General features: G+C 38.1%; 18 protein-coding genes. 15 read left to right on the top strand and 3 right to left on the bottom strand.

The window, feature by feature from the left end; all coding sequences use genetic code 11:
- Positions 1 to 30: 30 nt before the first annotated feature.
- From QM481_RS00620 to QM481_RS00585, 8 genes are all read left to right on the top strand, one after another.
- Complete coding sequence (locus QM481_RS00620) at positions 31 to 834, top strand: undecaprenyl-diphosphate phosphatase (RefSeq protein WP_166549402.1); 804 nt, start codon at positions 31 to 33, stop codon at positions 832 to 834.
- Positions 835 to 1,004: 170 nt separating this feature from the next.
- Positions 1,005 to 1,712 carry a tRNA pseudouridine(55) synthase TruB gene (truB, locus tag QM481_RS00615; protein WP_283380243.1) on the top strand — a complete coding sequence of 236 codons (708 nt, stop codon included), beginning with the start codon at positions 1,005 to 1,007 and terminating at the stop codon, positions 1,710 to 1,712.
- A gap of 63 nt (positions 1,713 to 1,775) precedes the next feature.
- Positions 1,776 to 2,702, top strand: a complete 927-nt coding sequence (locus QM481_RS00610; RefSeq protein ID WP_283380242.1) for a bifunctional riboflavin kinase/FAD synthetase — start codon at positions 1,776 to 1,778, stop codon at positions 2,700 to 2,702.
- Between the two features lie 193 nt (positions 2,703 to 2,895).
- On the top strand, positions 2,896 to 3,378 hold the full coding sequence (locus QM481_RS00605; RefSeq protein ID WP_283380241.1) for a YdeI/OmpD-associated family protein: 483 nt from the start codon (positions 2,896 to 2,898) through the stop codon (positions 3,376 to 3,378).
- A gap of 265 nt (positions 3,379 to 3,643) precedes the next feature.
- The gene (locus QM481_RS00600; RefSeq protein WP_283380240.1) at positions 3,644 to 4,996 is read left to right on the top strand and encodes a Gfo/Idh/MocA family oxidoreductase; all 1,353 of its coding nucleotides are present in this window, start codon (positions 3,644 to 3,646) and stop codon (positions 4,994 to 4,996) included.
- Between the two features lie 523 nt (positions 4,997 to 5,519).
- Positions 5,520 to 8,690, top strand: a complete 3,171-nt coding sequence (locus QM481_RS00595; RefSeq protein WP_166549397.1) for a SusC/RagA family TonB-linked outer membrane protein — start codon at positions 5,520 to 5,522, stop codon at positions 8,688 to 8,690.
- A gap of 94 nt (positions 8,691 to 8,784) precedes the next feature.
- Positions 8,785 to 10,278 (top strand): RagB/SusD family nutrient uptake outer membrane protein, encoded by a 1,494-nt coding sequence (locus QM481_RS00590; RefSeq protein ID WP_283380239.1) that lies wholly within the window; start codon positions 8,785 to 8,787, stop codon positions 10,276 to 10,278.
- Positions 10,279 to 10,548: 270 nt separating this feature from the next.
- Positions 10,549 to 13,638 carry a lantibiotic dehydratase gene (locus QM481_RS00585; RefSeq protein ID WP_283380238.1) on the top strand — a complete coding sequence of 1,030 codons (3,090 nt, stop codon included), beginning with the start codon at positions 10,549 to 10,551 and terminating at the stop codon, positions 13,636 to 13,638.
- 171 nt (positions 13,639 to 13,809) lie between these two features.
- Here the strand turns inward: QM481_RS00585 and QM481_RS00580 are convergent, their stop codons facing one another.
- Positions 13,810 to 15,558, bottom strand: a complete 1,749-nt coding sequence (locus tag QM481_RS00580; protein WP_283380237.1) for a cytochrome-c peroxidase — start codon at positions 15,556 to 15,558, stop codon at positions 13,810 to 13,812.
- Positions 15,559 to 15,654: 96 nt separating this feature from the next.
- Complete coding sequence (locus QM481_RS00575; RefSeq protein WP_283380236.1) at positions 15,655 to 17,142, bottom strand: PhoX family protein; 1,488 nt, start codon at positions 17,140 to 17,142, stop codon at positions 15,655 to 15,657.
- 339 nt (positions 17,143 to 17,481) lie between these two features.
- Here QM481_RS00575 and QM481_RS00570 point away from each other — a divergent pair, with 339 nt between their 5' ends.
- From QM481_RS00570 to QM481_RS00545, 6 genes are all read left to right on the top strand, one after another.
- The gene (locus tag QM481_RS00570; protein WP_166549392.1) at positions 17,482 to 18,642 is read left to right on the top strand and encodes a homogentisate 1,2-dioxygenase; all 1,161 of its coding nucleotides are present in this window, start codon (positions 17,482 to 17,484) and stop codon (positions 18,640 to 18,642) included.
- 140 nt (positions 18,643 to 18,782) lie between these two features.
- The gene (gene phhA / locus QM481_RS00565; protein ID WP_205690754.1) at positions 18,783 to 19,595 is read left to right on the top strand and encodes a phenylalanine 4-monooxygenase; all 813 of its coding nucleotides are present in this window, start codon (positions 18,783 to 18,785) and stop codon (positions 19,593 to 19,595) included.
- Entirely contained in the window at positions 19,582 to 20,712 is a 1,131-nt protein-coding gene (gene hppD / locus QM481_RS00560; protein ID WP_283380235.1) for a 4-hydroxyphenylpyruvate dioxygenase, read from the top strand. The genes phhA and hppD overlap by 14 nt, the downstream gene beginning before the upstream one ends.
- A 143-nt stretch (positions 20,713 to 20,855) precedes the next feature.
- Entirely contained in the window at positions 20,856 to 21,302 is a 447-nt protein-coding gene (locus QM481_RS00555) for a MarR family winged helix-turn-helix transcriptional regulator (protein ID WP_166549390.1), read from the top strand.
- Positions 21,303 to 21,525: 223 nt separating this feature from the next.
- Positions 21,526 to 22,794 (top strand): fumarylacetoacetase, encoded by a 1,269-nt coding sequence (gene fahA / locus QM481_RS00550; protein WP_283380234.1) that lies wholly within the window; start codon positions 21,526 to 21,528, stop codon positions 22,792 to 22,794.
- A gap of 108 nt (positions 22,795 to 22,902) precedes the next feature.
- Positions 22,903 to 23,739, top strand: coding sequence for a flavin reductase family protein (locus tag QM481_RS00545; RefSeq protein WP_283380233.1), 837 nt, complete (start codon positions 22,903 to 22,905; stop codon positions 23,737 to 23,739).
- Between the two features lie 460 nt (positions 23,740 to 24,199).
- Here QM481_RS00545 and QM481_RS00540 read toward each other — a convergent pair whose 3' ends face one another.
- Positions 24,200 to 24,916 (bottom strand): SDR family oxidoreductase, encoded by a 717-nt coding sequence (locus tag QM481_RS00540; protein WP_283380232.1) that lies wholly within the window; start codon positions 24,914 to 24,916, stop codon positions 24,200 to 24,202.
- Positions 24,917 to 25,155: 239 nt separating this feature from the next.
- On the opposite strand from QM481_RS00540, the gene QM481_RS00535 reads away from it, so the two are divergent.
- The gene (locus tag QM481_RS00535; RefSeq protein ID WP_283380231.1) at positions 25,156 to 26,274 is read left to right on the top strand and encodes an alpha-amylase family glycosyl hydrolase; all 1,119 of its coding nucleotides are present in this window, start codon (positions 25,156 to 25,158) and stop codon (positions 26,272 to 26,274) included.
- Positions 26,275 to 26,342: the final 68 nt, after the last annotated feature.

The following is a 26,342-nucleotide window of genomic DNA, read 5'->3' as shown; positions in this document are numbered from 1 at the left end:
TTTCCTACTTAAAAGATACTTAAACATTATATGTCTATCATTCAATCTATTATTCTAGCCATCATCGAAGGACTTACCGAATTTTTACCTATTTCATCTACTGGACACATGGTTTTAACCAGCTCGATTCTTGGAATTGAGAATGATAAGTTTACCAAACTTTTTGAGATATGTATTCAACTAGGCGCTATTTTGGCGGTTGTTGCCTTATACTGGAAAAAGTTTTTTGACTTTTCTAAATGGCAATTCTATGTAAAGTTGATGTTGGCGGTAGTCCCTGCTTTAATTTTTGGCAAATTATTCGACGATTTAATTGATGAACATTTAGGAAATCCAGCATTTATCGCAACGGTTTTATTGCTTGGAGGTATCATTTTACTATTTGTCGATAATTGGTTTAAGAAACCGATTTTTGACGAAGAAGCGGATATTACTAATATTACTGCCATCAAAATTGGTGCGTATCAGTGTTTGGCTATCATGTTTCCAGGACTTAGTCGTAGTGCTGCCACGATTATTGGTGGTATGCAGCAAAAATTGACTCGTAGCTTAGCGGCTGAATTTTCTTTCTTTTTGGCGGTTCCTACTATGGCTGCAGCTACTGGTTACAAACTGCTAAAATTTATTAAAGAAGAAGGAGCTATTACTTCAGAGCAGGTAAAATTGTTAGCTGTAGGAAACATTGTTGCTTTTTTTGTAGCGGTATTGGCTATTAAGTTTTTCATCAGTATTTTGAATAAATACGGCTTCAAATATTTCGGTATTTACCGTATTATCGTAGGCTTAACCATTTTAGGACTATTAGCAACAGGACACACACTTAGTGTAGTCTAGGAGCAATGATGTGAAAAATCAAAATTCTGGAGTTATTTTTGTCATAAAAGTGTTTCCCTTCATAATGATGGCTATAATATGAACCATGAGTAATGAAAGAATACATTTGATGGTAAAATGAGAAGGAAGGTTTTATAAAAACTGTACCAACTCCAAGAAATATAATTTTTATGAATGAAAATCAACAAAATCAGCCTGTGCAAGATCCTGGAGAGGTGTTGCTGATTGATAAACCTCTTACGTGGACTTCTTTTGATGTAGTCAAAAAATTGAAGTATGCAGGTAATTTTAAAAAAATAGGTCACGCAGGTACATTAGATCCATTGGCAACAGGTTTGCTAATTCTTTGTACAGGTAAAATGACCAAGCAAATAGACAGTTTTCAAGCGCAAGAAAAGGAATATTCAGGAACATTGGTTCTAGGAAAAACCACCCCTTCGATAGATTTAGAAACTGAATTTGACGGTGAATTTCCGACTGAACATATTACTGAAGAAATCATGCAAAATGCCTTGGCGCAATTGACAGGTCCAATTTTGCAAATTCCACCGATTTATTCAGCGATTTCTGTAGGAGGAAAACGTTTGTACGAATTGGCAAGAAAAGGAAAAACAGAAGATGATATCGAAATAAAATCGAGAGAAGTCGAAGTGAAGAAATTTGACATTGAGACTTCAGAGTTCCCAACGATTCATTTTCGAATTGTCTGCTCAAAAGGTACATATATTCGCAGTTTGGTACGTGATTTTGGATTAGCTTGTCAATCAGGAGCTTATATGAGTGCACTTCGTCGCGAACGTATTGGAGAGTTTGAGGTAGCTAATGCTTTGACTATTGAAGAGTTTGTGAGCCAAAGAGCGGTTGCTCCTGTAAAATAGCATATTATTGGATTTGTGGTGCGACTGTGTCGTACCACATTTTTTTTAGACTAACTTTGTGATATGAAGGTATATTACGGAATTCAAGAATTTCAAAGACTAGAAAACGCAGTTGTTACCAGTGGCACATTTGATGGCGTACATCTGGGACACCAAAAAATATTAAAAAGGCTAGCAGAAGTAGCACAACAAACAGGAGGAGAAAGTGTTGTTATTACCTTTTATCCACATCCTCGCACGGTGGTGTCGGCCGATAATCAGGAAGTAAAACTCCTTTCTACTTTAGATGAAAAAATAGAATTGTTGACTCAAAATGGCGTTCAACATCTATTAGTAATTCCGTTTACCAGAGAGTTTTCGGAGCTTACTTCGGAGGAGTTTATCCAGAAAGTAATCGTCAATACCATTGGTACTAAAACTCTGGTGATTGGCTACGACCATCGCTTTGGAAAAAACCGTGAGGGTGGGTTTGATTATCTGGTTCAAAATGCCAGTCGTTATGGTTTTGGCGTTGAGGAAATTTCACGTCAAGATATTGATCACGTGGCGGTGAGTTCATCAAAGATTCGCAAAGCTATCCAAGACGGAGATATGACCCAAGCGCAGCATTTTTTGGGTCGCAACTATGACTTAAATGGCTTGGTGGTAAAAGGCAAACAAATAGGTCGTACCATTGGCTTTCCAACAGCTAATATCCAAGTGCGTGAACAAACCAAACTGGTTCCTCAAGATGGTGTTTATGCGGTTTGGGTATATTACAATGCTGAGAAATTGAGAGGAATGCTAAACATTGGTAACCGACCAACTGTAGATGGTACTTACAAAACGATTGAAGTAAATATCTTAGATTTCAACAAAGAAATTTATGGCGAAAACTTAAAAGTAGAGTTTGTACAGAAAGTAAGACCTGAACAAAAATTCAACGGATTAGATGCCTTGAAGGCGCAAATCGCTCAAGACAAACTGACCGTTTCTGATATTTTGAAATAGAGAGTTATTATTCTTTCAATTAGCTGATGATTTATGTCGTCAGCTAATTGAATATAAGTTAGAAGATGTTATCAGTTAATCGTATATTCGTTATTTGAAGGCACTTGAAATCAGATACAGCAAGAAATGCTACCGATAATTAATGTAAATTTTATGCTAAAGCCTACTCAGTCCTTGGCCCAAAACTTGAGCAATGCCTGATCTATTATTAATAGATGCGATATTACCTATTCAAAAATTTGAAGGAAAAGGAGGCTGGACATACGTGGCTTTACCTACTATTGCTCAAAATTCACAAAATCCATTTGGTTGGATACAAGTAAAAGGTTCTATCGATTCATTTCAATTGTCACGCTACAAATTGATGCCTATGGGCAATGGGCATTTGTTTTTGCCCCTTAAAGCTGAGCTTCGTAAGCAGATTAAAAAACAGGCTGGAGATACAGTGTATATTCAACTGTTTTTGGACGAAAGTCCACTTTCCATTCCAACTGAATTTACGGAGTGTCTAGCGCTAGATTCTTTTGCAGAAAAAGCATTTAACAAGTTGGACGAGCGTCAACAAGAAGCGTTTGTTAAGTGGGTTTTTTCCGCTAAAAATGAAGATATCCAGGTGGAAAGAATGGCTCAAACACTCAAAGATTTGACCAATGGTTTAACCAAACCTTCACGATAACAATAAGATTATTCCCCTTCCTTTCTCAACGTAGTCTACACATTTTTACTTCAAATAATTTCAACCAACTAATATTTATTGTATTATTCAAAGAATATCCAGTATAAACAGGATGGGGCATGATGGTTCGTTTTGATACAATAGGTTATTTTACAATAAATAATTTGTAAAGTGCAAAGTATAAATAGTTGATTTAAAGCGTTTTTTTCTTTGCAAAACTTACTTTACAAACCTATGTTAACCGAAAATCAAAGACCTTACCGAAATGGAAAGTCAGGAAAACAATCTTAATCGAAGAGCATTTTTACAGCAAACATCCTTGGCCTCAGCAGGTTTATTGATGGCAAACTTATCAGAAACGCTTGGCAATACTACCACCAAACGCAAAGTAGCAATGGTGGGTACAGGTCATCGTGGAACGGGTATGTGGGGAACCCCAGTTGTAAAAGAATTTGGCGATGTAATTGAGTTTGTTGGTTTGTGTGACATCAATCCAGGTCGTGCCGAAACAGCAAAGCAATTCTTGGGTGTAAATTGTAATGTTTACACAGATTTCGAGAAAATGATGAAGGAAACCAAGCCCGATTTGTTGATCGTAACAACAGTCGATGCTACACACGATAAGTTTATTATTCGTGGGATGGAATTGGGTGCTGACATCATTACCGAAAAGCCAATGACTACTGACGAAGGAAAATGTCAGGCTATTTTAGATGCTGAAAAGCGTACTGGAAAAAAGGTAACGGTTACTTTTAATTATCGCTATTCGCCTCACCGTCAGAAGATTTATGAACTTTTACGTGAAGGAGCTATCGGAAAAGTTACTTCTGTAGATTTCCATTGGTACTTGGATACTCGTCATGGTGCAGACTATTTCAGACGCTGGCATCGACTTCGTGAAAATTCTGGTTCGTTATGGGTTCACAAAGCAAGTCATCATTTTGATTTGTTGAACTGGTGGCTAGAATCAGAACCAGAATCCGTATATGCACAAGCGTTGCTAGAGCACTACGGAAAAAATGGCGAACAGCGTGGTACTAACTGCCGTTCGTGTACACACAAGACGTCTTGTAATTTTTATTGGGATATAACAAAAGACACCCGCTTAACGAAGCTTTATGTAGAAAACGAAAAGCATGATGGCTACTTGAGAGACGGTTGTGTGTTTAAAGAAGATATTAATATTTTCGATAAAATGGCTGCCACTATTCATTATGCCAATGGTGTGAATGTAGCCTATTCGTTAACAACATATTCACCTTATGAAGGATATAGAATAGCATTTAACGGAACAAAAGGACGTTTGGAAGCTTGGATTAAAGAATCGGGCAAAATGACTATTGAGAATTATGATGAGTTGATGCTTTCTCGCAATTTTGGAGATATCGAATACATCAAAATTCAACAAGCTGAAGGACATGGTGGAGGAGATGCACGCTTGAGAGATAAGATTTTCCGTAATCCTAATGCCAAAGACACATACCGTCAGGCGGCAGGAAGTCGTGATGGAGCAATGGCTATCCTAGTTGGGATAGCAGCAAGAAAAAGCTCAGACACAGGACAGCCTGTAAAGATAGCCTCATTGACCGACCTAAAACCATTGGCAGTGAAATCGTAAGAAATACTATCGAGATGCCTAAAAGCACTTGATTAAAATGCTTTAGGCTGTAAGCCGTATGCATTAGGCAAAAAAGATTCAATTATTTCGTGAGAAATACTTTTCAATTTTTAGCCTACAGCCTAGAGCTTAATACGGGCAAAATTAAATTTAAGGTTATGCTTGGGGCTTTCAGGTAACGGCTTTCGGCGGTGGGTTTTTGAAAAAAGCATTGCTATTGGGTAATAAAAAACATTTTAACACTCTTTGCCTTGTGCCTGTTGCCTAGTGCCTAAACACATAACTTTAATCTTATTCTGCACGATTACTTAAAATATTAGACTTCTAAATATTTAATTCTAAGACACTATTTGCGCTAATGAAAAGCTTTCCAGAACCTTTATGAAAATTAAAGGGGCTAGGCTTTTCATTGCCTTTTTGTACCTAGTGTCCTTCAAATTATTTATAAAAAGACAGTACATAAATAGTAAAACAGAGGTCCGAACCCTCCATTATCTTTTAATCCAAATTAAAAACAGACTATATGAGATCAATTAGACAATTTGTATGGATCGTTTTGTGCTTGCTTTCTTATGTTGGCTTAGCACAGGAGCGAGTGGTGACTGGTAAAATTACCGACGCATCGAGCAACCAAGGAGTACCTGGTGTGAGTGTATTGGTAAAAGGCAGCCAGCGTGGTGTTACTTCTGATGTAAATGGGGGTTATTCTATTTCGGTTGGAAAAGGTGCAGTGATAGTTTTTACTTCGGTAGGTTATGAAAAACTAGAAGTAGCTATTGATGGTCAAACAAAACAAGATGTAAGTTTAAAGCCAGATATTAAATCATTGGATGAGGTTGTGGTAGTTGGATATGGTACGCAGAAAAAAGCGAACGTAACAGGTGCAATGGCAAACTTCAATGCCAAAGACTTAGACCAACGCCCTATCTCTCGTGTTGACCAAGCTTTGGTAGGTCAATTGGCGGGTGTACAAGTAAAGCAAACATCAGGAACTCCTGGTAAAGGCTTTAGTGTACAAGTACGTGGTTCGGGTTCAATTTCGGCAAGTAACGAGCCTTTATATGTGATTGATGGTTTCCCTTTAGAAACATCTGGACAAAATGCTTCTGGTGGTTTTAGCACAGGTAACCCATTGGACAATATCAACCCGAATGATATTGAAAACATTCAGGTATTGAAAGATGCCTCTTCTGCGGCTATTTATGGTTCAAGAGCGGCTAACGGTGTAGTATTGATTACTACGAAAAAGGGTCAGGAAGGAAAAGCAAAAATTACTTTTAATGCTTATTCGGGTATTACGAAAGCCGTTAGAATGTTGGATATGTTAAGTGCTGACGAGTGGGTAGATCGTGCAACAGAGATGATTAATGCTCAGTGGGTAGCTTCTGGTGCGGGTCGTACTGCTTCACAAACGACTGCTGAAAGAAGAGCTATCTTAGGTTTGGCATCTACAGCAGTAAACTCAAACTTGATGTTGGATGACCGTTGGGCTCAAGCGGGTCACCCAGGATTAAATTATATCGACTGGCAAAAAGAAGCTTTCAGAACAGGTAAAGTAAATAACTATCAGTTGTCTGCAAGTGGAGGAAATAACTATGTGAAGTACTATGTGTCAGGTAACATGACTCACCAAGATGGTACAGTTTTGAATACCTATTACCGTAACTACTCAGCTCGTGCAAACGTAGAGGTAAAAGCAAACGAAAGATTGAAGTTTGGTGTAAACTTAGCACCATCATACTCAGAAGCAAACGACCCAGGGGTAGAAGGTAAAGACGCTATTTTGCATATTGTAGCGGGTATGACGCCAGTACAAGAAAATGGTTTGGATGCAAATACAGGTCAATATGGTCAATATCCATGGAGTGTAAGCCGTAATAGCCCTATTCGTCAGTTAGAAAGTAACATTGGTCTTACAAAAACGTTTAGAACGATTTTCTCAACTTTTGTAGATTATCAATTAGCAAAAGGATTGACATTTAGAAGCTCTATCAACTTTGATAATACAGATTTGTCAACCAAAAGATACAGCCCAGACTGGGTAAATGGTAGTTTGTCTGCACGTACTACAACGCCAGGTTTGTCTACTTCAGGTAGTTTCTCTACGTTGAAAAAACAAACTTTGGTAAACGAAAATACCTTGTCGTATTCTACTACAATCAACCAAGACCATGATATTTCGGCAGTCGCTGGTTATGCGTATAACTTGACAAAAATCGGAACATCAACGATGTCATCAAACGGTGGTTATAACAGTAGTACCATTACAAGTTTGAATGCCGCAGTAAGCGTAACAGGTAATACCAACGAAACACAAAACGTATTGTTGTCTTATTTTGGTCGTGTGCAATATGGCTATAAAGGCAAATACTTGTTGTCAGCGAGTGTTCGTCGCGATGGTTCTTCTCGTTTTGGTGATAACAACAAATGGGGTTTATTCCCATCAGCTTCAATTGGTTGGAGATTGAGTGAAGAAGATTTTATGAAGAATGTATCTTCTGTGAGTGACTTAAAATTGCGTGCAAGCTGGGGTAAAGCTGGTAACTACAACATTGGTGATTATAGCAGTATCTCTACATTGGGCTTCTATAACTATGATTTTGGAGGTACTCAAGCGGGTGGTCAAGCGCCAAACCGTATTTCTAACCCAGATTTAACTTGGGAAAAATCATCTACGATCGACGTTGGTTTAGATGTTGGTTTCTTGAAAAACCGTTTTACTGCATCATTTGACTATTACACAAAACGCAATACCGATTTGTTGTTGAACGTACCTGTTCCTCAAGCTACAGGTTTTGCTACCTCATTGACTAACATCGGGGAAGTATTGAACAAAGGTTGGGAACTAGAGGTAACTTCTCGCAACATCAATAACTCATCTTTCCAATGGACTACATCGGTTAACTTGAGTCATAACGAAAACCAAGTGGTTCACTTAGGGGCAGGTGACGCAACGATTTATATCCCATCGTCATTTGATATTCCTCACAGTGTATTGCAAGTTGGCGAGCCAATGTATGCTTATCACCTAGTAAAACAAGTAGGTATTTTGACACAAGCCGATATTGATAACAAAGTGGCTTTGTTCGGTACACAAACCGTTGGAGATCCGAAATATTTTGATGCGAATGGTGATGGTAAAATCGATGCTAACGACCGTGTATATGCTGGCAAGCCAAATCCAGATTTGGTATATGGTATGACTAACACATTCAAATACAAAGGTTTTGATTTGACTGTATTAGTTCAAGGACAATCAGGTGGATATGTATATTCATTGTTCGGTCGTGCGGTTGACAGAACTGGTCAAGGTTATACAGACAACGCTTTGGGTATTTACAGAGACCGTTGGCGTTCAGTAGATAACCCAGGTGATGGTTTGAGAGGTAAGGCTTATTCTACATTTGGACGTATCAAAAACACTGACTGGTTGTGGTCATCAGATTACTGGAGAGTTCGTAACATCACTGTAGGTTATGATTTGGGTCAAGTAATCAGCAAAAAATATGTAAAAGGTGCTCGTATTTATTTCACAGCTGAAAACTGGTTTGGAGCAGACAAGTACAAAGGTGGTTGGAACCCAGATGCTGTAAATACTAACTTAAGTGGAGATAACTCATTCCCACAAGGTGGCGATTACGGCGGTTTACCATTGTCTCGTTCTTTGATTTTAGGTCTTAACTTGACATTCTAATAAGGCATTGAGGGTTGGGTTTTTGTCGAAAAGTACCCAACCTCCATGAAGAAACCAAAAGATCATATCCTTTACAGATAATTACATTGACAACATGAAAAAAGTATTTTTATATATAGCATTGGCTACTTTAGGTTTGACAAGTTGTACTGACGAACTTGACCAAACGCCTATTTCGAGTGCCACAACTTTGACATTTTACCAAACCAACAACGACTTCTTGCAAGGCATCAATGCAGTTTATGCTTCTTTGTCAGCCTATCCTGAACGTCAGTTAAATTTATCAGAAACTCGCTCAGACAACTTGTATGCGGTATCTGATGGTGGTGTGCGTGACTGGGAAGGTATCAACTCTTTCCACCAAACGATTTCTTCTAACCCTTACGTTGCGGAGGCTTGGAGTGCCAACTACAGTGGTATTTTTAAGGCGAATAACTTTTTAGACCAGTTGACAAAAAATGGTGCTGTGATTACAGACCCTGCTTTGAAAACTCGTTTTGAGGCAGAAGCTCGTTATTTGCGTGCTACGTTTTATTTCGACTTGTTGCGCTGGTTTGGCAAAGTACCTGTAATTGATAAAGTGGTTTCACAAAATGAAGCTCTTGCAATAGGTCGTTCTTCGGTGGCAGATGTGTACAAATTAATCATTTCAGATTTGCAGTTTGCTGTAACAAATTTACCTGTAAGTTATACGACAACCAACGTTGGGCGCGCTACAAACAATGCTGCCAAAAGCTTGTTAGCTTTGGTTTACATGACTCGTTCGGGTGCTACTTACGGTATCGAAGGACCGGGTATCAACTCAAATGAATGGTCACAAGCGTTAACCTTGTTAAATGATGTAATTAGTTCTGGAAAATATGCGCTTCAAAGCACTTATGCTGGGGTTTTCTCTTATACAAATGAAAATAACAGTGAAGTGGTTTTCGACGTGCAATATATCAGCGGTGGCTTGGGCTTAGGAGCAAGTTTCCCTTGGATGTTAGCTCCTGATACTTATTTCACTGCCAATGGCTTGGGTGCACAAGGTGGTTTGACCATCCGCCCAGTTTCTTCAGATTTGGTAAGTACTTATGAAGCAGCCGACGTTCGTAGAACATTCTCTATCTTGACAGGATATACTTCGAATGGCGTGCAAGAAACACGTCCATTTTTTAAGAAATATCTTGATTTGTCAAAATATGGTAAAAGCCGTACTGACTGGCCTATCAACTTTATCGTGACTCGTTATGCAGATATTTTGTTGTTAAAAGCTGAGTGTCTCATGCGTACCAACAATGGTGTAGCAACTGACGAAGCTATTGCCTTGGTAAACCAAATTCGTAAACGTGCTGGCTTGGCAAACGTTACTACTTTGACCTTAGACGGACTTTTGGCTGAGCGCCGTAAAGAATTTGCTGCGGAAGGTTCGAGATGGCATGACTTGGTACGTTTTGGTGTGGTCGACAAAGTGATGGCTGCATGGATTCCTAAAGAAGATGTGTTGAAGCAAATGAAATCATTTACGACAAACTACATCATCTACCCAATTCCTCAAACAGAAATTGATGTAAAAACTGGTCTATATATACAAAATGCGGGATACTAGATAGTCAAGAAATTGTGAATGAGGAGTTGTACTTTGATTTCTAATTTTGATACCATTATCTAGTTTGGGGCTTGAATTTAGTTTTTATGATTATTTAAAGACTAATTTCTTAATATACCTCCGCTATCTTCACGACGGCTTGATTTGTAATGACTCAAGCCGTTTTTTTGTGGACAAGATATACAGTTCTTGAAATAAATTCCTTATAAATCTTTATTTTTCGTCGATTAACTATAAATTGCGTCAAAAGTGAAACTGAGCATTTGACACATGAAAACTATTTACCAATTCCTACCCCAACTCATAATTCGTACACCTGCATTTGCTTTTAATGATGATTTTGATGAAGCTTTTCTTTTGCAACTACTAGAAAATCCGCATTTCTCCGAAGCCCTGTATTTAGCCTCCCCTGTGCTTTTTGAAGAAGCCAAAGCTTTAAAAAATCAAGAAAAAGTGGATGCGAAGAAGAAGCAAAAAATCTTATTTTCTTTATCAAAATACTACACTCGTATGTGTTCGAGATGTACGCCATTTGGACTCTTTGCAGGTTGTGCCGTCGCCGAATGGAGTGACGAAACTTCCATCCAATTTTCAGAATTCTTCCACCGACATACGCGCCTAGATATGCACTATGCTGGGGCTTTGGCACAGCGTTTAGCAGAAATTCCAGCGATAGCACAACGAATTCTTTATTTTCCTAATTCAAGTCAGTATCGACTAGGGGAGGAGTTTCGTTATGTGGAATATCGTTATGTAAATGGAAAGCGACATCATCAGATTTCAGCCATCGATTATTCGCCTTATATTGAGTTTATCCTAGAAAAAGCACAATCAGGTTCAACTTTATTAGCATTAGCGTCATCTTTAGTAGACGACGAAATTACCCTAGAACAGGCGCTGGGTTTTGTGGCAGAACTGATTAGTACGCAACTCTTGGTTAGTGAGTTGGAGCCTGCTATTACGGGTGAGACTTTTACACAACAACTTATTATGATTCTTTCCCGAATCAATCAAAACGGAGATTTAGACGGTATTTTGTCTATTCTGCAAAGGGTTGAAAGGGCTTTGGAAGATATTGATAAACAGCCATATAGTACCGTCGAACATTATACTCAAATTATGGAATTACTTCAGCCTTTGGGTGTTCCGTTTGAGGAAGGCAAACTCTTTCAAACCGACAGAATCAATCAACTCGAACAGACTTTCATTCAAAAAGATATACAGGAGGACATATCGGAGGCAATCGAGCTTCTCTATAAAGCACAAACTTCAAGCGAAAATGGTACGATGCAACAATTTATCGACCAATTTTATGAAAGATACGAGGCACAGGAAGTGCCTTTGCTGGTAGCTTTGGATACCGAAGCTGGTATAGGATATGGGATAACAGGTAAAAATCAATTGACGCCTATCGCTGAAGGATTGAGTGCAAAAGGGCAGATATCTTCCACAAAATCTTGGCAAATGGGCAAATGGGAGCAATATCTGTTTCAACAATGGCTCGAAGCTTATCGCCAAAACGCCTTTCAAATTGACCTACAGGAAACAGAAATTGGACAACTATTTTCGGATAAACTTCCCATGGCAGCGTCTATTCCAGTCATGTTTCGTTTGACGGGAGATAGTCAATATCCGATGTATCTCGAAAATATTGGAGGTTCGAGTGCCGTCAATATCATCGGTCGTTTCGCGCATGCTTCTGAGGAAATATTGTCTGTAGCGAAGGAAATTACCAAGCAGGAGCAGGCTCAAAATCCAGAGGTAATTTTGGCAGAAATTGTACACCTTCCTGAAAATCGTGTGGGAAATATCATTCTTCACCCTGCTTTTCGGCAATATGAAATTCCGTATTTGGCAAAATCTTCGGTGGAGTCAGCAAATCAATTGGCTTTGGATGATTTGATGGTCTCGGTAGATATTATGGCTAGAAAAGTGATTTTGCGCTCAAAAAGACTACAAAAAGAGATAGTGCCAAGGTTGAGTAATGCGCACAACTATATCCATAATGCGGTTCCTGTGTATCGTTTTTTAGGCGATTTACAGCATCAAGGTCAGACAAATTCTGTAGGCATTAACTGGCAAAAAGTTTATCCTGAAGCTTCTTTTTACCCAAGAGTTTGTTTTAAAAACATGATTTTAGAACCAGCTACTTGGCAATTGCAACGCAAGGATTTTGAGAAATTACTCAAGCAACCAGAAAATCAAGAAGCGTTAGATTTATTCCTTGAAGAATGGAAACTACCTCAACGATTTGTTTTATCAGATTCAGACAATGAATTATTGGTCAATACTCAGAATCCTTTAAGTGTTCAAACATGGTTAGATACGATCAAAAATAGGTCAGAAATTACGCTTAAAGAGTTTTTGTTCAATCCAGACTCTGCCATTTTCCAAAATAATCAACACAAAGGCTTTACCAATCAGGTAGTTGCATTTTTAGTAAAAAAAGAAAAGCACTATACTTCAAAGCCGCTTCTCGTGAAGCCTCTTGAGTCTACACAAAGGTCATTTGCCCTAGGTTCTGAATGGCTCTATTACAAGGTTTATTGTGGTGTGCAGTCAGCGGAGGTCATTCTTTCGGAGGCGATTACGCCTGTGCTGACGCACTTGAAAGACTCTAATTTGATAGACAATTGGTTCTTTATTCGTTATGCAGACCCCGAAAAGCATATTCGATTGCGATTCCATTTGAAAGATGTTAATGCCATCGCTCAAGTATTAACCAGTATCAATCAGGCTCTTTTGATTTTTAAGGAAAATAATCGAATATCCCAAATTTTGGTCGACACATACGAACGTGAATTAGAAAGATATGGAGCAAATATTATGGAAGAAACCGAACAATGGTTTGGGGCTGATAGCGATATGGTGCTCGGTTTTATCAACGTAACCACAAAGGAAAATAGAGATGGCTTACGATGGATATTTGCTTGCAAAGCATTGGATATTTTGTTGGAAGACTTTGAATGTACCACTCAAAACAAGCTCTCTTTGATAGAGTCGATGAGAGATAGTTTTGCTAGAGAGTTTAATCTGGACAAACCTATGAAGCTGTTGCTTGATGCAAAATATAGAGAAAACCGTACATCACTCGAACAATTTCTGGCTTTAGGGTTGGCAGAAGAACATGAATATGCGCCACTTTTATCGCTTATTCAAAATCGTTCGATAGAAACCTCAAATACCGTTAAGACTATTTTGGAAAAACAAGACATTAATTATCGCTCGAAATATCTCAGTGATTTGATTCACATGACCATCAATCGGGTAATTCCTGATGGACAGCGCACGCATGAGCTATTGATTTATGATTTTATGAGTCGCTATTATAAATCGTTGATTGCTCGGAGTAAGCGATAGACAATTTCTGATTTGGGATTTCTGATTTCGGATATAATGTGAGATATCTTTATTTGTTAAAAAAAATAGAAGCCTACATTTCCGAAATCTGAAATCCCAAAATCCTTCGCACACTACTAACTCATCATTCACAATTCATCATTCACAACTCCTATCTATCTATCTATCTATCTATCTATCTGTAAGTGTTTTTAGAAAAGCGATAAGCGCTGTTTTTTCGGCTTGGCTCAATTTGAGTTGTTCATCTGAAAGGGTTTGATTTTCCAGATTTACGCCCAATCCTAAGGCTCCACCATGATCGTAAAAGTCAATTACGGAGTTCAAATCTGGATAGGCACCGTTGTGCATATAAGGTGCTGTTTTTTCAATATTGCGAATGGTGGGTGTTTTAAAAGCAAAATGCCAATCAGCAATCTGTGGATTGTACGTACCACGTCCTAAATCCCTATCTATTTTTTTGCTTCGAGGTTGGTCAAAAATGCCCAAAACCTCTGATTCTGTTTTCTGGAAATCGGGAGGAACAGTTCCATTAAATAATGGAAAAAAGTGACAAGTACCACATTTGGCTTTTCCCATAAACAAGTTAAATCCTACTTTTTCGGTGTCATCCAAAATACCTTTTCCTTTCATATATTGGTCAAAACGACTCTTAAAAGGAGATAGTGAGCGAACATAAGACGCTATGGCATTTCTCAAATGTCTAGTTTCTAGTTTATTTACTTTTGGAAAAGCTTTTTGAATAGCTTGTGCATATTTTTCATCCTTTTCAATGAGAGATAAAGCCTTTTCTAAATTTCCCTTCATTTCTAAAGGGTTATGTACCACTTTTTCTGCTTGTTCTTCCAAACTACTCACACTCAAATCATAAAACTGTTTGCTTTGTAAGCCTGCATACATGAGGGTAGGAGTATTGCGTTGAACTTGTTTGCCTAAAATACCTTTGGCTTTTTTGAGTCCATCAGTAAATGCTTTGTCTGGCTGATGACAAGTACCGCAACTGATGCCATTTCCATTAGAAAGAACAGGATCGAAAAATAACATCTGACCCAATTCTGTTTTGGCTGGAGTGGTATATGAGTCCGAATTATGTGTATAAAAATCGCCACTAAAAGCATTAGCGTCAAAATAAGAACTAGCCTCGGCAGAAAGAATACGAGTATCTTTCATTGGCGCTATTTCTTGACTTTTTTGCCAATTAACCAGACTTTTAGTGAGCGGTTGAAGATACTTTTTGATACAAGTTAGTGCATCGAAACTCTCATTACTTTGTTTTTCTAAAAATTGAATAGTCTCCGAAAATGCTTTTTCTAAATCGTGATCTATCTCTCCAAAAAGGCTTAAATAATTAGGCAAATGAGCCAATGCCGCTTTGCTCTCGGCAATTTTGTTTTGTGAAAGAGGCGTATCAAACCCGCTCAATCCCAAAGAACTTATCCTAAAAATCTCTAAACGAGCGGCATCCAAACATTGGCTTGGCATGTATTCGATTTCCTGTAAAGTTTGGTATCGTTTGAGTTCTGTTTGCAGTTTGTTGATTTGATGAACCAGCTCCTGATGATTAGCCGTATCGATTTTTGGAAATACATATTCTTCAATCACCTGAAAACCACCAGGCTCATTAATCATATTTTCTTCTATTTCAATCTCATTCAAAGGTGCGCCATTGACTAATCTTGTGGCAGAAGGCATGAAATATTCTGTAATAAATTCAATTTTTTTATAGGCTATTCTAGCTTGAAGAAAAGCTTTTTGTATAGAATCTTGTGGTTGTTTGGTAACTACAGCTTGCTGTAGTTTTGATACTTGTTCATTCAAAATGCCCAAATCCTTTGCCATTTGTTTCTTGAAAGCAATAGTCGGATTCTCTGGTTTGCAAGACCATAGCAAAGAAATAAGGAAAAGTAATGTATATTTTTTCATAGTGCTATCTAAGAATAAAAATTGCCCCTGATTATAACAACCAAGGGCAATATGACTAACGAGAGATTTTATTTATGATTGATCTAGGATTTTCGTTTATCTTGGTACGCCAGACAAAATTACAACTTGTCCGCCTTCTGCGTATGATCCTGTGCTACTATCTGTAATACTTTTTGCAACAGTCGAGTTACTACCATCTGCATTGCTATATTTCATATCACGCCAAGTGTGTGGGTGAACGTTCAACAAAAACGTGCCAGGAATACCCACAAGTTCAGAAATATCGTGCATGGCACCGTATTCCCAAGAGCTCAAAGTATTCACACTGATTGGGTTATATTTTGCATTGAAAGTAGCATCTGTGCGACGGTGATTCATTTCAATCATTGGTTTCAATGCTTTCGTAGCGATGTTGTATTGCCACACACGACCATCGTGTTTATTGTCAGCATAGAATGAGTCACCATCTTCCTGAATGTAAACGTAGTTTTCAGTTACACAAATGTTGTCAGGGTTTACAATGCTATTACCTGGGTCAACAACACCGTCTACCAATGCTTCCAACGTTCCTTTTAATGGATTGCTAGCATCAAGTGCTAAGTGGTACACACGTCCCCACATAGTTTTGCCAGCTACAGGACTTTTCTTGTCACTTTGACTCACACCAGTCGCAGTAAAGTAAATATCACGATTTTTTGAAGCAGAACCTTTTCCATAGTCAACATCCTCTACACGAGCGAATTGAATGACATTTTTAGTAACCGAAAGGGCTGCAATCTGCGCACCTGTCAAGGTTTTAGCATTTTCAATTTCTACAAATTCTACATCATATTTCTGTCCAACAGCAATATTCGTTTCGATAGGGTCACTGTTGGTTCTTTTCAAGAAATACAATTTTCCATTGTTCAAATCTCCAACAGTATTAGATACATAAGCGACCAACTGACCATTGGTGTCGTCTTCTCCAATAATAATAACAGTTTTACCTGCAAAAGCTTCTTTGGGAAGTGGTACAGCATTTTCCATACTAGCTTTACCCAAAGCAGGTAATACTCTCGAAGCATCTTTTTTACCCGAAATATCAGCAAGAGGACTAATGCCATAAACCAAAGATTCGGCACCACTTTCGCCCGCAGTCAAAAACATTGGACCAAATCCATGAACTTCTGGAGTAGCCAATGTCGCTGAGCACAAACGCCATGTTCCTCCGTCACCATCAAGGATGTATTCGCCTTTGGTTGGTTTCAAGGTTTTGTCAAGATATACTCTTGATACCGAACGAATAATTTCATGGTTGTTAATCAAGATAAAACCTTCACCCGATGGATTTTTCATCAAGCCCGCACCGTCTGGTTGTGCACCGAATACAAAATTAGGAGAGTCTGTCAGTTTGTCGTCTGAGCTAATAAGGGTATTAATTTTAACAGCATCAAAACCCGAAAGGGTAGTTACCAAGGAAGGGTTTACAGAATAATCTTTGATAACAACGGGTGTACTTGGTACACCATTTTCATCTTTTTGACACGAAGTTAAACCAGCCAACGCCAATGACGATGCTAGAGAGATAGATAATAGTTTTTTCATAAATTATTAAATGCTTGTATGTGGTTGAGTTTCCAACCTTCATTTTGAATTTCGCTAGCAAAGGTAGGTCTACACTTTAGCCCAAAGTTTAGAGAAATGTTAAGGGAATATAAATCTATTTGCTCCTACATGACTGTTTATAGTTATTTCAGATTTAGGATTGCTGATTGCGGAAACATCAAAAAAACTTCTTAAACAAACTTCTACCATTCTTCCATCATGCATTTTTAGCTTTCTAAATAATTTTTAATCAATTTTTTCTTGGAATTAATCAATATAAGCTTTAAAATTGCATACTAATATTTGTCATGACAAATATTAGTAAAAACAATAATAGCCATGCCAATATATCATCGTTTGGGAGATATTCCCTCCAAAAGACATATTCAGTTTGAGAAACCTACTGGAGGTTTGTTTTACGAAGAATTATTCGGAACGATTGGTTTCGATGGAATGTCTTCATTGTTGTATCATCACCATCGTCCGACGCAGGTAAAGGAGATTCTCGAGAGTATTTCAACAGCTCCTAAAATTGCGGTTGATAAAAACATTGCTTCTCGAAAGCTTATTGGATTCAATGTTGCGCCTGCACAAGATTTTTTGGATAGCAGAGTTACCTTGATGGTCAACAATGATTTACACATTGGTGTGGCGGCTCCACAGCAATCACTTCGCACTTACTATTATAAAAATGCAGACGCAGACGAACTTTTATTTATTCATAAAGGAAAGGGGACTTTGCGCACCATGATGGGAAATATCCCTTTTGAGTATGGCGATTATCTCGTGATTCCAAGAGGGATGATTTACCAGATTGATTTTGACACGGCAGATAACCGTCTGTTTTTTGTGGAATCATTTCATCCAATTTATACTCCCAAAAGATACCGTAATCATTTTGGGCAAATGATGGAACATTCGCCTTTTTGCGAAAGGGATTACAAGTTGCCTCAACAACTCGAAACTCATAACGAAACGGGTGATTTTTTGATAAAAATCAAAAAGCAACAAACCTTACATTCAGTGGTATATGCTGCGCATCCCTTTGATGTGACAGGCTGGGATGGTTATAACTATCCGTGGGGCTTTTCGATTCACAATTTTGAACCGATTACAGGGCGTATTCACCAACCACCGCCAGTGCATCAAACCTTCCATACCGATGCTTTTGTGGTTTGTTCGTTTTGTCCGAGGTTGTATGACTATCATCCAAAGGGTATTCCAGCACCTTATAATCATTCCAATATCGATTCCGACGAAGTGTTGTATTATGTAGATGGCGATTTTATGAGTCGTAATGACATTGCTCAAGGACATATTTCGCTTCATCCTGGTGGTATCCCACACGGACCACACCCAGGAGCAATGGAACGCAGTATTGGTAAAACCGAAACCCACGAGTTGGCTGTGATGGTAGACACTTTCAGGCCTTTGATGTTGACCGAGGCTGCCATGAAAATTGATGATGGGAAATACTACCAATCATGGCTTGAAAAATAATAATGTAGAATTGTGAGTTGTGAATGATGAATGTAATAAGGGATTCACAAAACGGAAAAAATAGAAGCAAAAAAGGACTGTCTCCTCACAAAAACAAATTTCCCTAACTCACAACTCACAACTCATAACTCATAAAGAAAATGGAATACGATTTTAAACCTTTTTCGATGTCGCAAGACTATGAATCCTATACATCGGATGATAGAGAAGTTTGGAAAATTCTTTTTGAACGACAAATGGCACAACTGCCCAAGTTGGCGAGTAAAGAATATCTTGCGGGCTTAGAACGTGTGCAGTTTTCGGCCGAGAAAATTCCTAACTATGCTGAAACCAATGTACTGTTGCGTGGATATACGGGTTGGCAGATTCATGTGGTGCCAGGACTGATTGCAAACCGACCATTTTTTGAATTAATGCAGGCCAAAAACTTTTGTGCTTCGACTTGGCTTCGAAAACGTGAGCAGCTAGATTATTTGGAAGAACCAGATATGTTTCATGATATTTTTGGTCATGTGCCTTTACTTTCAAATCCTTCAATTTGTCATTTTTTAGAAGAACTGGCTCGAATAGCCTTACGATTTGTAGATGATGAAGAGGCAGTCGAATACATCGCTAGGTTGTATTGGTACACCATAGAGTTTGGCTTAATTAGAGAAGATGGAGAACTAAAGATTTATGGAGCAGGAATTCTGTCATCTTCTGGCGAAAGCGTGTATTCGCTCCAAGCTGACACGGTAGATAGGATTCCTTACGATGTCGTCAAGATTTTTGATACTCCGTATATCAAAGACCATTACCAAGCTCAATACTTTGTGATTGACTCCTACGAAGATTTATTCCACTCTATTCCCTTCATTGAGCAAGAATTAGAGAAAAGAATGACTCTAAAACATAAGAAAAATACTTTTACTTTTCACGACTCAGAAATCGGACAACATTATGCTAGTATCTGAAAATACCCTTGTGCCAGCCATGGCAACTACCGACTTTTTGCCACTTAATGGCACTGATTACATCGAAATGTATGTGGGCAATGCTCGTCAATCGGCGCATTATTTTCAAACAGCTTTTGGATTTCAACCATTGGCTTATGCAGGTTTGAGCACTGGTTTGAAAGATCGTGAAAGCTACGTTTTGGTGCAAGATAAGATTCGTTTGGTGCTTACCACGCCATTGGTAGCGAATACCGAAATCGGTCGTCATATCGATGTACATGGTGATGGTGTTAAAGCCGTTGCTTTATGGGTCGATGATGCACGAAGTGCTTTTGAAGAAACTACCAAACGTGGAGCTGTACCTGTTTTTGAACCAACAGAAGAGTCTGATAAAAATGGCTCTGTGGTTCGTTCTGCTATCAAAACTTATGGCGATACCATCCATGTATTTGTAGAAAGAAAAGCCTATCAAGGAATTTTCTTACCAAACTTTGTCGCGTGGAACCCGAGCTATCAACCATCAGACTTAGGTTTGAAATATGTAGATCACATGGTTGGCAATGTGGGCTGGAACGAAATGAACACTTGGACTGCTTTTTACGAAAAAGTAATGGGCTTTTCTCAAATGGTTTCGTTTGACGATAAAGATATTTCGACAGAATATACGGCTTTGATGAGCAAAGTAATGTCGAATGGCAATGGTAGAATCAAATTCCCGATTAATGAACCCGCCGAAGGAAAGAAAAAATCACAAGTAGAAGAATACCTTGATTTTTACGGAGGCTCTGGTGTGCAGCATATCGCTGTGGCGACCGATAATATCCTTGAAACGGTACAAGGAATGATGGCAAGAGGGGTAGAGTTTCTACAAGTACCTTCAAATTACTATGACTCTTTACTTGAAAGAGTTGGGCAAATAGACGAAGAAATTGAGTCGCTTCGTGCCCTTAATATCTTGGTAGATAGAGACGAAGAGGGTTATTTGTTGCAAATTTTCACGAAGCCCGTAGTTTCAAGACCTACGGTGTTTTTTGAAATTATCCAAAGAAAAGGTGCCAAATCCTTCGGAAAAGGAAATTTTAAAGCACTTTTTGAAGCAATTGAAAGAGAACAAGCATTGAGAGGTACCCTTTAATCAATAGATTTGGTGGTTTATTAGAAAAGCGTTGGTAGGTTATTGAGATTTTCTATTATATTTGAACACTAACAGTTGTTTTAACAAATACAACTGTTGCACATAACAAACTATCTCAATACTCATATATACCTTTTTCTGATATGACTACCAATCCAAGTGACTCACGTGCGTATTTCTTCAAAATAGATACCACCATGAAAAAAATACGGCAGAGTCTACAGAAAAAACTAGACGATGCCCAGCTTGATATTACGGTTGACCAATGGGTTTTGTTGGATCATATTTATAGAAGTCAAAAGAATGGCATTAGCCAAAACGAACTAGCCGAAATGACGGTAAAAGATGCCCCTACTGTTACTAGAATTATTGACCTTCTAGTAAAAAAAGGCTTAGCAGAGCGTTCTATGGCAGAAAATGACAGGCGGCGATTCAATATTAGTTTGACAGCAGATGGCGAAAAGAAATTTCATGATGCTTTTCCAATCGTAGCAGAAGTCAGGCGCAAAGGTTGGGGCGATTTGTCAGAAAATGACTATCAAACTTTTGTTCGTATCCTTGATTCTATTTACAACAACATAACTGGTTAATTATCGAGAAACATCTCCTACAAGCCCAATCGTTATCAGTAAACCCTTTTTTCATGGTGGTTTGCGGTTTAAGTAAAATGTTCTGTTCAGAAGATTTGGAAATCTCTTCAATTCTTTTGACTTTCAGGTAGTTATGTTTGTGCGTAATCTCTGTAGAGTATTTGCGCACAAATGTTGAACTGCCTTTTCCTATTTTACTGACCCCTTAATTTCATCCAAACTAATGATGCAAACCATTCCAACTTGGCTAGATATACCTGCCGATTCAGACTTTAGTATTCATAATTTACCTTTTGGGGTCTTTTCAACACAAAACACGCCTTTTCCAAGAATTGGAGTAGCTATAGGTGACTATATCCTTGATTTACATTTTTTGGTATCCGAGGGTGCTTTGGATGGGTTGAGTTTTGAGCTCGAAACACTTCAAGAGCCTGTCCTGAATTCGTTTATGGCATTGGGTAATGAGGCGGTAAGAGAGCTTCGGGGGCGACTACAGTTTTTGCTGTCACAAGCTACTACCGAAAGAGAGGCAATAGAGGAGGAGGGACTCACACTGCAAGTGGATGCGACCATGCATTTTCCTTTTCTGATAGGTGATTACACCGATTTTTACTCTAGTTTGGAGCATGCACAAAATGCTGGAAAATTATTCAGAGACCCTGCCAAAGCGCTATTTCCCAATTGGAGACATCTGCCCGTAGGTTATCATGGTCGAGCTTCTTCAATTCAATTATCAGGGATGGATTTTTATCGTCCTTATGGTCAAATTATCGATAAAGAACTCAGTACACCTGATAATCCCATCCCAAAATTTAGTCCTACGCAAGCATTAGATTTTGAGTTGGAAATGGCTACTATCATCGGAAAACCTTCAGAATTAGGAGAAAGAATTTCAGCAAAAAAAGCAGAAGAACATATTTTTGGTTTTGTACTTTTTAATGATTGGTCTGCCCGTGATATACAGCGTTGGGAATATCAGCCACTAGGTCCATTTTTAGGGAAAAACTTTTTTTCTGCTATTTCTCCTTGGGTAGTTACCCTTGAAGCATTGCAGTATTTTAGAGTTGAAAGCCCTGTACAAGACCCTGAGGTTTTAGATTATTTGAAGACTAGTGGTGAGCGAAATTTTGATATTCATTTATCTGTTGAAATAAAACCAGAAGATGCTCAACCTACTGTTGTGACACAAACCAATTTTAAACACATGTATTGGAATGTGGCGCAACAAATAGCGCATCATACAGTCAATGGCTGTAATCTCAACACAGGAGACTTGCTGGCGTCGGGCACTATCTCTGGTCCAGAATTGGGAAGTTATGGTTGTTTATTAGAAATTACAGAAAATGGTAAAAAAGCATTAACATTAACCAATGGTGACAGTCGTATATTTTTACAAGATTACGATTCGGTAGTGATGAAAGGCTGGGCAGAAAAAAATGGTATAAGAGTGGGGTTTGGAAATTTGCACAATAAAGTTTTACCCGCTAAATAAAACTTTTAACATCGTCATTGCTGTTCTTTCAATAGAAAATACTGGTTTAAAGCCTGATAGATTCAAAAATATTCATAATTCACGACTCAAAATTAAGCATTTATACTTATGCTATCTCTCAACCCTAAAGATATGGCGGCGCGAGTATTTTACTCGTATATGACCACATCCATCGCTCCTCGACCTATCGCTTTTGCCTCTACGGTCGATGCCGATGGAAATGTCAATTTAAGCCCTTTTAGTTTTTTTAACATCGTAGGTATCGACCCACCGTTATTGGTTTTTTCTCCCAATAATAGAGGTCGTGATAATTCGAAGAAGAATACAACCGAAAATATTGAGGCTTTTCCAGAAGTCGTAATCAATTTGGTGGATTATGCCATGGTGCAGCAAATGTCCTTGTCAAGCTGTGAGTTTCCCAAAGGAACCAACGAGTTTGTGAAGGCTGGTTTTACCGAACAAGCATCTGTTTTAGTAAAGCCTCCAAGAGTCAAAGAAGCGCCCGTGCAGTTTGAATGTAAGATATTAGAAATAAAATCTTATGGGACCTCAAACATTGCTATTTGTGAAATTGTAATGGCTCATATCGCAGAAAATCTATTGGATGAGCATGGAAAAATTGACCAGCTTAAGACCGATTGGGTTGCTCGTATGGGAGCAGATTGGTACGCTCGCATCACCCCTGAGGCGATGTTTGAAGTGCCAAAGCCTAATGTGCATTTAGGAGTTGGCGTGGATAGTATTCCTGAGTTTGTTAAAAATTCAGAACTTTTTGACGGTAATGATTTAGGTAAATTAGGAAACGAGAGTAATCTCCCATCAGAAGAGGATAGCAAAACCTATCTTCTAAATCTTGATGAAAAACCAAGTTTATTATTAGCAAAAGCACTTCTCGACCAAAACAAAATTCGAGATGCTTGGGCAGTGATTTTAGGATTGGAATAGAAAGTATTTGCCTTAGGCTTTATGACTTGAGCTAAAACATCTATATCCAAGAATAATTTACATGAGTGATCCCGAGTTTTTAGGATTGGGATTATTCTCCAAGTTTTTATCAAAAAAGCGGTGGAAAATATTTTTCGACCGCTTTTTTGATGTTGAAGCTGTTTAAACTTTTCAGAAAACAGTTTTTGGGATTAATTCTTAGCCTTACTTTTTGTCTTGATACAAAAAGTAACAAAAAAATCAAGAATTTATAAACTCGCTGCGCTCAAACAGTATAAATTCATTGCTTACGCAAGAAATATTACGAAAGGTTAAACAGCTTCGTTACTATGCTATATATGCATCAGCTTAAGACGCAATCATTGCGTCTTAAGCTGATGGAATACGATTTTTTACATAATCACTCACTCGCTAAATCACTAAATCGCTAAATTCGGGATGACTCATGTTTATCCAAATACTAATATTCTTGTGAAATAGGGTGAATCATTAATTCATCTATTACCACGTGTTCGGGTGCCGCAAGAATAAAATAGATGGTATTTGCCATATCTTTTGACGAAAGGTATTTGGCTTGATAAGGATCTCCTTCCTCTCTTTTGTGGAAATGTGTGTCTACTACCCCAGAATACACCACAGATACTTTGATTTTATCCTTTCTTACTTCTTTTCTCAATGCCATCGAAAAAGCATCTTGGGCATATTTGGAAGCACAATATAATGAGCCTCCGTCAAACACTCGTTTGGCAACATCCGAGGCGATATTGATGATATGTCCTTTTCCTGCATTTTTCATCAAAGGTACGGTTTCACGACAGAACAAAAATGTCCCTTTTACATTCGTTTCAAAAATAGAATCCCATTCTGAAGTGCTTATTTCGGTTGCTTGTTTGAATACTCCAAAGCCTGCATTGTTGACCAAAGCATCAATTTTGCCAAATTTTTCAGATGTTTCAGCAACTACACTTTTGACAAAATCTTCGTCTGAAACACTCCCTGCGAAAATCGCTACTTGAGCACCTAATGATTCAGCCTCTTGTTTTACTGCTAATAATTCTTGTTGATTGCGTGCAACTAAACTCAGGTTTGCACCATCTTTGGCTAAAGTAATTGCCAAAGCTTTGCCTATGCCACGGCTGGCACCCGTGATTAGGATAGTTTGGTTTTGTAAAGACATATAATTTTGAAAATTGTTTATAAAAATGATTTTTCTGTAAATGTAGAGCTTATTTTATGAAATCTCGATATTTCTAGGTTTGTGTACAGTATTCAAAACTAATGGAAATATAGGCAGAAAATCACCTAAAATAACTTTTGCCGTTGAGATACAAAATATTGCCTTACAGATAAAAACAATTACAAAATATTCTGTTTTAGCTAATTTCGCCACATAAAATTTTAAGTATTTATAAAAACATGAGCCGTATTAATTCAGAGAGAGAGTGGTGGAAAGAAGCAGTTATATATCAAATTTATCCCCAAAGTTTTAAAGATTCAGATAATGATGGCATTGGAGATTGGCAAGGAATTATCTCAAAATTAGATTATCTCCAATCCCTTGGTATTGATGCTATTTGTTTTCGTCCGTTTTCGTCCCATCTTTCTCATCAAGATAGCACCTTCGAACAATTGGTAAAAGAGGCCAATAGTCGAGGACTAAGAGTAATTTCGTCAAGGGCAGATTTGCCAATAAGTTTCCAAACGGAGCATTTGATATTGCGTGAAAGTTCTAACTTTCTTAACCCTCCGACAGAGTTAAAACTGTCGGAATTGAAACGTATTTTTAGAAAAAGAGAACAGGCTAAAGATGACTGGAATTGTGTGTATTGGGGCGATCATGATACTCCTAGAGTTTTGTCAAGGTTTGGCAATACCTCCAAATTTGAAAGTGAGTCCGCCAAAATGCTAGGAATGATTTTACTGACGCTCAAAGGAACACCGCTTATTTATCAAGGCGACGAACTTGGTATGAGTAATTGTGCCTTCAACGCGATTGAAGAATTTAGAGATGAAAAAGTAGGTGAAATATACGAATCTGTTATTAAAAAGATTGGAATAGATGAACAAGCTTTTTTAAGAGTTTGTAATCAAATCTCGGTTGACCATGCTCGCACGCCCATGCCTTGGGATAATACCGAAATGGCAGGATTTACAGAAAGTGCAGCCTCATGGCTGAAAATTAATCCAAGTAATACACGTATCAATGTTGCCTCACAGGAAATTAATTCGGATTCAATTTTAAGTTTTTACAAAACATTAATCCATATACGCAAAGAGCATCCTGACTTGGTGTATGGAGATTATAATGATTTACGACCAAATTGTAATAAGATTTTTGCCTATAAGAGAATTGGAAAGGATTTTACGTATCTTGTACTCAATAACTGGACAAATAAAACACAAAGTTTTTCGGTAAAATGTAAGGCTTCTGTTCTAAATTTACTCCTGAGTAATTATCCAAATGAATCGCATTACGAAAGCAATACATTTGAATTACAACCTTATGAGTGTAGGATCTATGAATATGCCCATTAGCTGTGACCGATCAGCTATCGATATGGTATTTTCATAATCCGAAAGCTGACAGCCAATGCTGATAGCAT

The organism is Flectobacillus rivi (assembly GCF_030056655.1).
Taxonomy (GTDB): Bacteria; Bacteroidota; Bacteroidia; order Cytophagales; family Spirosomataceae; genus Flectobacillus; species Flectobacillus rivi.
The sequence above is the reverse complement of the archived record's forward strand: the minus strand, read 5'-3'. Positions and strand labels throughout refer to the sequence as shown.